Genomic DNA, 6793 nt, shown 5'->3' on the forward strand with positions numbered 1-6793 from the left:
TCAGACCCTCACCCTTCGGGCCGGGGTGGCAGCGGGCGCATCGCGGCGTTGCGGGATTTGCCAAGGCGGCCAGCCTTGGCCGCAGCCCGCGCCTTGCGCTGCACCCGCTGCCACCCCGGCGCACAGCCGATTTCCCGGTTTCAGTGGACTCGCCCCCCTACAATCCGCGGCATCCATGACCATCCCTTTCTTTGACGCCATCATCATCGGCGCCGGCGCAGCCGGCCTGTTCTGCGCGGGCCAGGCGGGCCAACGAGGCCTGAAGGTCCTGCTCATCGACCACGCCGAGAAGGTGGCCGAGAAGATCCGCATCTCGGGCGGGGGGCGCTGCAACTTCACCAACCGCGACCTCGATCCAGCTGCGCCGCACAAGCACTTCGTGGGGCAGAACCCGCAGTTCTGCCGCTCGGCGCTGTCGCGCTACACGCCGCAGGATTTCATCACGCTGGTGCAAAAGCACGGCATCCCCCACCACGAAAAGCACAAGGGCCAGTTGTTTGCCGACCGCTCGGCCGAGGACATCATCGCCATGCTGCTGGCCGAATGCGCCGCAGGCGGCGTGACGCACTGGCAGCCCTGCGGTGTGAAGAAGATCGATTTCCAGACCGGCACCGACGGCCAGGGCGGCAGCTACCTGGTGGACACCGACCGGGGCCCGGTGCAGGCGCGCAGCCTGGTGGTGGCCACGGGCGGGCTGTCCATCCCCAAGATCGGCGCCACCGATTTCGGCTACCGGCTGGCGCGGCAGTTCAACGTTCCGCTCATCGAACAACGCCCAGGCCTGGTGCCCATGACCTTCGACGGGGACGCCTGGGCGCCCTATGCGCAGCTCTCGGGCCTGGCGCTGCCGGTGCAGATCAGCACCGGCGCCAAGAAGGCGCGCATGGTGTTCGACGAGGACCTGCTGTTCACGCACCGGGGCCTGTCGGGCCCGGCGGTGCTGCAGATATCGAGCTACTGGCAGGAAGGCACGCCCCTGGCCATCAACCTCGCGCCCACGGTGGACCTGCCGGCCGCGCTGGCGCAGGCCAAGCTGCGCTCGCGCAAGCTCATCGCCAATGAGCTGGCCACCCTGGTGCCGAGCCGCCTGGCCGATGCCTGGGCCCAGCGCGAGGCGGACTGGCAGCGCCCCGTCGCCGAAGCCTCGGACAAGGCACTGGCGCGCCTGGCAGAACAACTGGCGCGCTGGGAACTCACCCCCACCGGCACCGAGGGCTACAAGAAGGCCGAAGTGACGCTGGGCGGCGTGGACACACGCGTGCTCTCGCAGCAGACCATGGAATGCAAGACCCAGCCCGGCCTGTACTTCATCGGCGAGGTGGTGGACGTGACCGGCTGGCTGGGTGGCTACAACTTCCAGTGGGCCTGGGCCAGCGCCCATGCCTGTGCCGGGGCGCTCCCCGCCAGCACAGCTCAGTGATCGACCATCGCATTCCACCGCGCATGGCCTAGCCAGTTGCGCAGTGCGATGGCACCGCCAGGCGTGATCTCCAGCGCCCGGCTGTCGGCACGGCGCAGCAGCCAGCCCTGGCCCAGGCAATGGCTGCAGATCACGGCGCCCAGGCGGCCGGCCACATGCATGCGCCGCTCGCTCCAGTCCAGGCAGGGGCGGCAGTGCGGGCGCTTGCCGCTGCCCGCCGCGCCCTGGCTGGCCTCTCCATCCAGGCCCAGGCGCTGCAACACCGGTGCGGCCTGCGCCGTGACATGGCCGCCCGCATCGCCGTCGAAGGCCATGGCCCCCTCGTCCAGCAGGTGCTCGGTGATGGCCACGCCCAGGCGGCCGGCAATGTGGTCGTAGCAGGTGCGCGCGGTGCGCAGGGCCGCATCGCGCGGGCCGACCACCACCGGCCGGGGGGCGGCGGGTGCGGGTTGCTGCACGGCCAGCTGCATCAGGCCTTCGAGCACGCGCGCCACGTCGGCCGAGGCAAGGCGGTGGTAGCGGTGGCGACCCTGGCGCTCCAGGCGCAGCAGCCCGGCCTCGACAAGCAAGGCAAGGTGGCGGCTCGCCGTCTGGGCGGTGATGTGGCCGGCATCGGCCAGCTCGCGCGCCGTGAGCGCGCGCCCATCCATCAGCGCCACCAGCATGGCCGTGCGCGCGGGCTCGCCGACGAGCGCGGCGATGTGGGCGATCTGGTTGGTGTTCATGCCAACAGTGTGCACCGCGCGAGGGCTGGAACACTTCGCACGCCGACGAAGTGAGCCTGCCCCCGTGAATGGCTCAGGGAATGCTGACCAGTTCGCCAAAGCGCGAATCACCCAGCGCGGGGCGGCTGGCGTGCTGCAGCACCCACTCCTGCAATTGCGCCACGGGCAGCGGCCGGGTGAAGTGAAAGCCCTGCAGCTCCTCGCAGTCGAGCGCATCCAGCACCTGGGCGGTGGCCAGGTCCTCCACCCCTTCGGCGACGATCTTCAGGCCCAGCGTGTGCCCCAGCGCGATGATGGCGCGGGTGATGGCCATGTCGGCCGGGTTGGTGAGCATGTCGTGGATGAAGGACTTGTCCACCTTGAGCCGGTCGATGTCGAAGCGCTTGAGGTAGGCCAGGCTCGAATAGCCGGTGCCGAAGTCGTCGATGGACAGCTGCACGCCCAGCGCCTTGAGCGCTGCCAGTTGCCGCTCGGCCGAGTTGGCATGGTCCATGAGCTGCGACTCGGTGATCTCCAGCTCCAGCCGGTGGGCCGGCATGCCGCTCTTGGCCAGCAGCGCCTCGATGTCGGGCACGAGCTGCGGATCGGCCAGCTGTGCCGCCGACAGGTTGACCGAGACCGATACCTGGGACAGCGGATGCGGCGCCCGGCCCAGCGGGCCCTCGTACTCCAGCGACTGCCAGGCCAGCCACTGCGCGCTGGCCTGCTGCAGCACCCAGGCGCCGATGGGGCGGATCATGCCGGTCTCTTCTGCGATGGGGATGAACTCGCTGGGCGGCACCATGCCCAGCACCGGGTTGTTCCAGCGCAGCAGCGCCTCCACACCCTGCAGGCGCCCTCCCCGGGCGCTCAGCCGCGGCTGGTAGTGCAGGCTGAACTCGCCGCGCCCCAGGGCCCGGCGCAGGTGCTGCTCCATGGACTGGCGGGCCAGCGCGCGCTGGTCGGTCTCGGCCGAGTAGAACAGGGCCATGTCGCGGCCGGTGGTCTTGGCCTCGTACATGGCGGCATCGGCCCGGCGCATCAGCTCGTCGATGTCGCCGCCGTCCTCGGGGTAGACGGCGATGCCCACGCTGCAGCTCACATTGAGCTCATGACCCTCCACGGGGTGCGGCTGGCGGATCAGCGGGATCAGCCGGTTCTCGACCAGTTGCTGCACGTCCTCGGGCCCTGCCACGTCGCGCATGATGACCACAAACTCGTCACCACCCAGCCGGCTCACGGTGTCGCGGCTGCGCACGGCCTGCGTGAGGCGCTGCGCCACCGAGCGCAGCAGGCCATCGCCGATGTGGTGGCCCAGCGTGTCGTTGATGGCCTTGAAGCGGTCCAGGTCGATGAACAGCACGGCCACGCGCTCGTTGCAGGCCTGGGCGTGCGCCAGCGCCAGCTGCAGGCGCTGCACGCACAGCGAGCGGTTGGGCAGCTCGGTAAGCACGTCGTGGTGGGCCAGGAACTGGATGCGCTCCTCGTTGAGCTTGCGGTCGGTGATGTCGATGGCGATGCCGATGTGGTTGACCACCGCGCCCGCCTTGCCCTCGCGCACGGCCGAGACCATGAGCCAGGCCGGGTAGGTCTCGCCCGAGCGGCGGCGAAAGCGCACCTCGCCCTGCCAGGACTCCTTGTCCTGCATGGCGCGCGCGATCTGGGCCGACAGCGGCTCCTGCCCTGCGGTGTCCTCCTGCAGGAACCCCAGGCCCTCGCCGATGACCTCGTAGAAGTCGTAGTGCGTGCTGCGGCAGAAGGCCTTGTTCACGCTGATGATCTGCTGGTCAGCGTTCATGATGATGATGCCCTCGGACGAGGCCTCGAACACCTTGGCCCACAGCTCCAGGCGCTGCTCCATGACCTTGAGCACATTGATCGGCGTGAAGGCCGTGAGCACCGCGTCGCGCCCCTGGAACACCAGGCGCCGCGCCGACAGCACGGCCCACGACGGTTCGGGCCCGCCCTTCCAGCGCACCTCGAACTCGTCCACCGAGCCCTGGTCTGCCAGGCGCTGGAAGAAGCGCGCGCGCACGCCCGGCTCCAGCCCCGCCACCCAGGGGTCCACGGTGCGGCCATTGAGCCACTGCCCGGCCGGCGCGTTGGAGTGCAGCACCTCGTGCTCGGGGATGGAGGTCACCATCAGCGGGATGGGGAAGGCCTCCACCAGCTCGCGCTGGGCCTCGGCCGCACGGGCGCTGGCGGCCAGCTCCTGCTGCAGCAGGCGCTCGCGGTCGAGCTGGGCCAGCATGCCGTTGAAGGCGGTGACCAGGCGGCCGATCTCGTCGCTGCTGCTCCAGTGGGCGCGCAGCGTGTGGTCGCCGCTCTTTCTCACCTCGTCGGCCACGCGGGCCAGTTGCTGCAGTGGCTTGGCGATCTGGCGCGCCACCAGCGTCACCAAAGACAGGATGCAGCCCAGCAGCACCAGTGCTGTGCCCAGGTGCAGCCACATGCGCGAGTACAGGCTGTCCACGCGCTGGTGCAGCAGGCGATCGAGGTCGTTGATGCCCGAACCCCAGGCGGCCTGCAAGGCGCCCAGCACCTTGGCCTCCTGCTCGGTCAGCTGCGCCATGGTCAGGCGCGATTCGCCGCTGGCGATGGCCTGCAGGTGCGACTGGAATTCGAGCAGCGTGGCGTTGAGCGCCTCGCGGTCGTGCACCAGCGCGGTTCTCAGTTCAGGCGTGCCGGCGATGAAGGCCTGGTTGTAGTCCGACTCGATGCCCAGGGTGACGGCCTCCAGCCGGCCCACCAGTGTGAGCAGCTCGGACGACCATTGCGGCCCGCGCGCGGTGCGCGGGGAGTTCAAAAAGCTCACCGTGTCGTGCACCGCCTGCAGCAGCTCGGGAAAGCGCAACACCGACAGCGACATCTCGTAGTAGCTGTCCAGGTCCGGGTCCAGGATCAGGTTGGACTGGTTGCCCACGGTGGTGAGCAGCTCGCGCCCATCGCGCAGCAACTGGCTGCGCAACCGGGTGAGGGCCTGCGGATCGGCCTGTGCGGCGGCATCGGTGCCCAGGCGTTCCAGCGCGTCCTTGAAGCGCTGGCCGGCCTCCTGGGTGTGCAGGGCCTCGTCGTGCTCGGCGCGCACCGTGTCCAGGCGCGCCAGCGTGTCGGCCACCGACAGGGCTGGCTGGCCGGGCTGCAGGAAGCGGCCGAGCAGGCCATCGCGCACCACGGTGGCGTAGCTGGTGCCCACGATCTCCTTGCGCGTGAAATCGATGGCCTGGTTCTTCTCGTGGATCAGGATGCTGGAGACATAGATCACCGCTGTGAGGTCCAGCAGATAGATGAGCATGAGCTTGCGGCCCACACTGAGCCGGCCTAGCCAACCTGATACGCGGTGCATGATTGCCATGGGTGCCCAGTTTCCCGTTCCTGCAAGATGCGCCCGGCGGTTCGGTGCCGGACGATGAGATCGTGCTCCAGTGCGCCCAAGCCAGGCGCAATGGAAACACTCTGTAAGTACACATGCAATTTCCGCGCCACACGCACCACCTTGGGGCGCACGGAACGCACTTGCACATTTCCCGCATCCGACTGCTATAATGCTCGGCTTCGCTGGCATGCCCCGTCGGCCAAATACTAGTTACAGACGGGGGCAACCGCCACGCATGGTCTTGAGGCCCGATCTCCCCAAGACCCTCTGCGCGGCAAAAAAATTTGGAACACATTAGCTAATGACTACGATCCGCGTAAAAGAAAACGAACCCTTTGACGTTGCACTGCGCCGCTTCAAGCGCACCATTGAAAAGCTCGGCCTGCTGACCGACCTGCGCGCCCGCGAGTTCTACGAAAAGCCAACGGCCGAGCGCAAGCGCAAGAAGGCTGCCGCCGTGAAGCGCCACTACAAGCGCGTGCGCAGCATGCAGCTGCCCAAGAAGCTGTACTGATCGCTGGCCCTCACAGGCCGCATCAACCCGCGCTCGGGACGCCAGGCGCGGGTTTTTTGCTTTTTGCGCTCCCTTTTTTTGCAGATTCAACGACAAGACCACAGGAGAAATGCCATGTCCCTCAAGGACCAGATCACCGAAGACATGAAGACCGCCATGCGCGCCAAGGACAGCGAACGCCTGGGCACCATCCGCCTGCTGCTGGCGGCCCTCAAGCAAAAGGAAGTCGATGAGCGCATTGAACTCGACGATGTGGCCGTCATCGCCATCGTGGACAAGCTGATCAAGCAGCGCAAGGACTCCATCGCCGCCTTCGAGCAGGCCGCGCGCCAGGACCTGGCCGACAAGGAAAAGTCCGAGCTGGTGGTACTGCAGGCCTACCTGCCCGAGCGCATGTCGGCAGAGGAGACCCTGGCCGCCGTCAAGGCCATCGTGGCCGAACTGGGCGCCTCGGGCCCTGGTGACATGGGCAAGGTGATGGGCGCGGTCAAGACGCGCTTGGCCGGCAAGGCCGACATGGGCCAGGTGTCGGCAGCGGTGAAGACCGCGCTGGCCGGCGGCTGATCGCCTCTAGTCCACTGAAACCGAGAAATCGGCTGTGCGTGAGGGTCTGGCAGGGCCGCAATCTAGGCGACGGGCGCAGCCGGGTTGCACACCCGGCGAGCACGGCAACGACGAGTGCGGCTCTGCCAGACCCTCACCCTTCGGGCCGGGGTGGCAGCGGGCGCATCGCGGCGTTGCGGGCTTTGCCAAGGCGGCCAGCCTTGGCCGCAGCCCGC

Annotated in this window: 5 protein-coding genes; 3 read left to right on the forward strand and 2 right to left on the reverse strand. The window is 68.3% G+C overall.

Annotation, left to right across the window (positions count from 1 at the left end; genetic code table 11):
* The first annotated feature begins 175 nt into the window (after nt 1-175).
* Complete coding sequence (locus ASE28_RS07925) at nt 176-1420, forward strand: NAD(P)/FAD-dependent oxidoreductase (protein WP_057266011.1); 1245 nt, start codon at nt 176-178, stop codon at nt 1418-1420.
* On the opposite strand, the gene ASE28_RS07930 is transcribed toward ASE28_RS07925, so the two are convergent.
* Nucleotides 1414-2145, reverse strand: a complete 732-nt coding sequence (locus tag ASE28_RS07930; protein WP_057266013.1) for a helix-turn-helix transcriptional regulator — start codon at nt 2143-2145, stop codon at nt 1414-1416. The genes ASE28_RS07925 and ASE28_RS07930 overlap by 7 nt on opposite strands.
* 73 nt (nt 2146-2218) lie before the next feature.
* Nucleotides 2219-5479 (reverse strand): EAL domain-containing protein, encoded by a 3261-nt coding sequence (locus ASE28_RS07935; protein ID WP_057266015.1) that lies wholly within the window; start codon nt 5477-5479, stop codon nt 2219-2221.
* A 322-nt stretch (nt 5480-5801) separates the two neighbouring features.
* Here ASE28_RS07935 and rpsU point away from each other — a divergent pair, with 322 nt between their 5' ends.
* A complete protein-coding gene (gene rpsU / locus ASE28_RS07940; protein WP_007833691.1) occupies nt 5802-6014 on the forward strand; it encodes a 30S ribosomal protein S21 in 213 nt (70 codons plus the stop codon).
* Nucleotides 6015-6128: 114 nt separating this feature from the next.
* Complete coding sequence (locus ASE28_RS07945) at nt 6129-6578, forward strand: GatB/YqeY domain-containing protein (RefSeq protein ID WP_057266017.1); 450 nt, start codon at nt 6129-6131, stop codon at nt 6576-6578.
* The last annotated feature ends 215 nt before the right edge of the window (nt 6579-6793 follow it).

The organism is Acidovorax sp. Root219 (assembly GCF_001428665.1).
Lineage (GTDB): Bacteria > Pseudomonadota > Gammaproteobacteria > Burkholderiales > Burkholderiaceae_C > Acidovorax.

Bases quoted from the DNA above. Each gene is read 5' to 3' on its own strand.
- ASE28_RS07925 (WP_057266011.1), top strand. From the start codon at position 176: ATGACCATCCCTTTCTTTGACGCCATCATCATCGGCGCCGGCGCAGCC.
- ASE28_RS07930 (WP_057266013.1), bottom strand. From the start codon at position 2,145: ATGAACACCAACCAGATCGCCCACATCGCCGCGCTCGTCGGCGAGCCC.
- ASE28_RS07935 (WP_057266015.1), bottom strand. From the start codon at position 5,479: ATGGCAATCATGCACCGCGTATCAGGTTGGCTAGGCCGGCTCAGTGTG.
- rpsU (WP_007833691.1), top strand. From the start codon at position 5,802: ATGACTACGATCCGCGTAAAAGAAAACGAACCCTTTGACGTTGCACTG.
- ASE28_RS07945 (WP_057266017.1), top strand. From the start codon at position 6,129: ATGTCCCTCAAGGACCAGATCACCGAAGACATGAAGACCGCCATGCGC.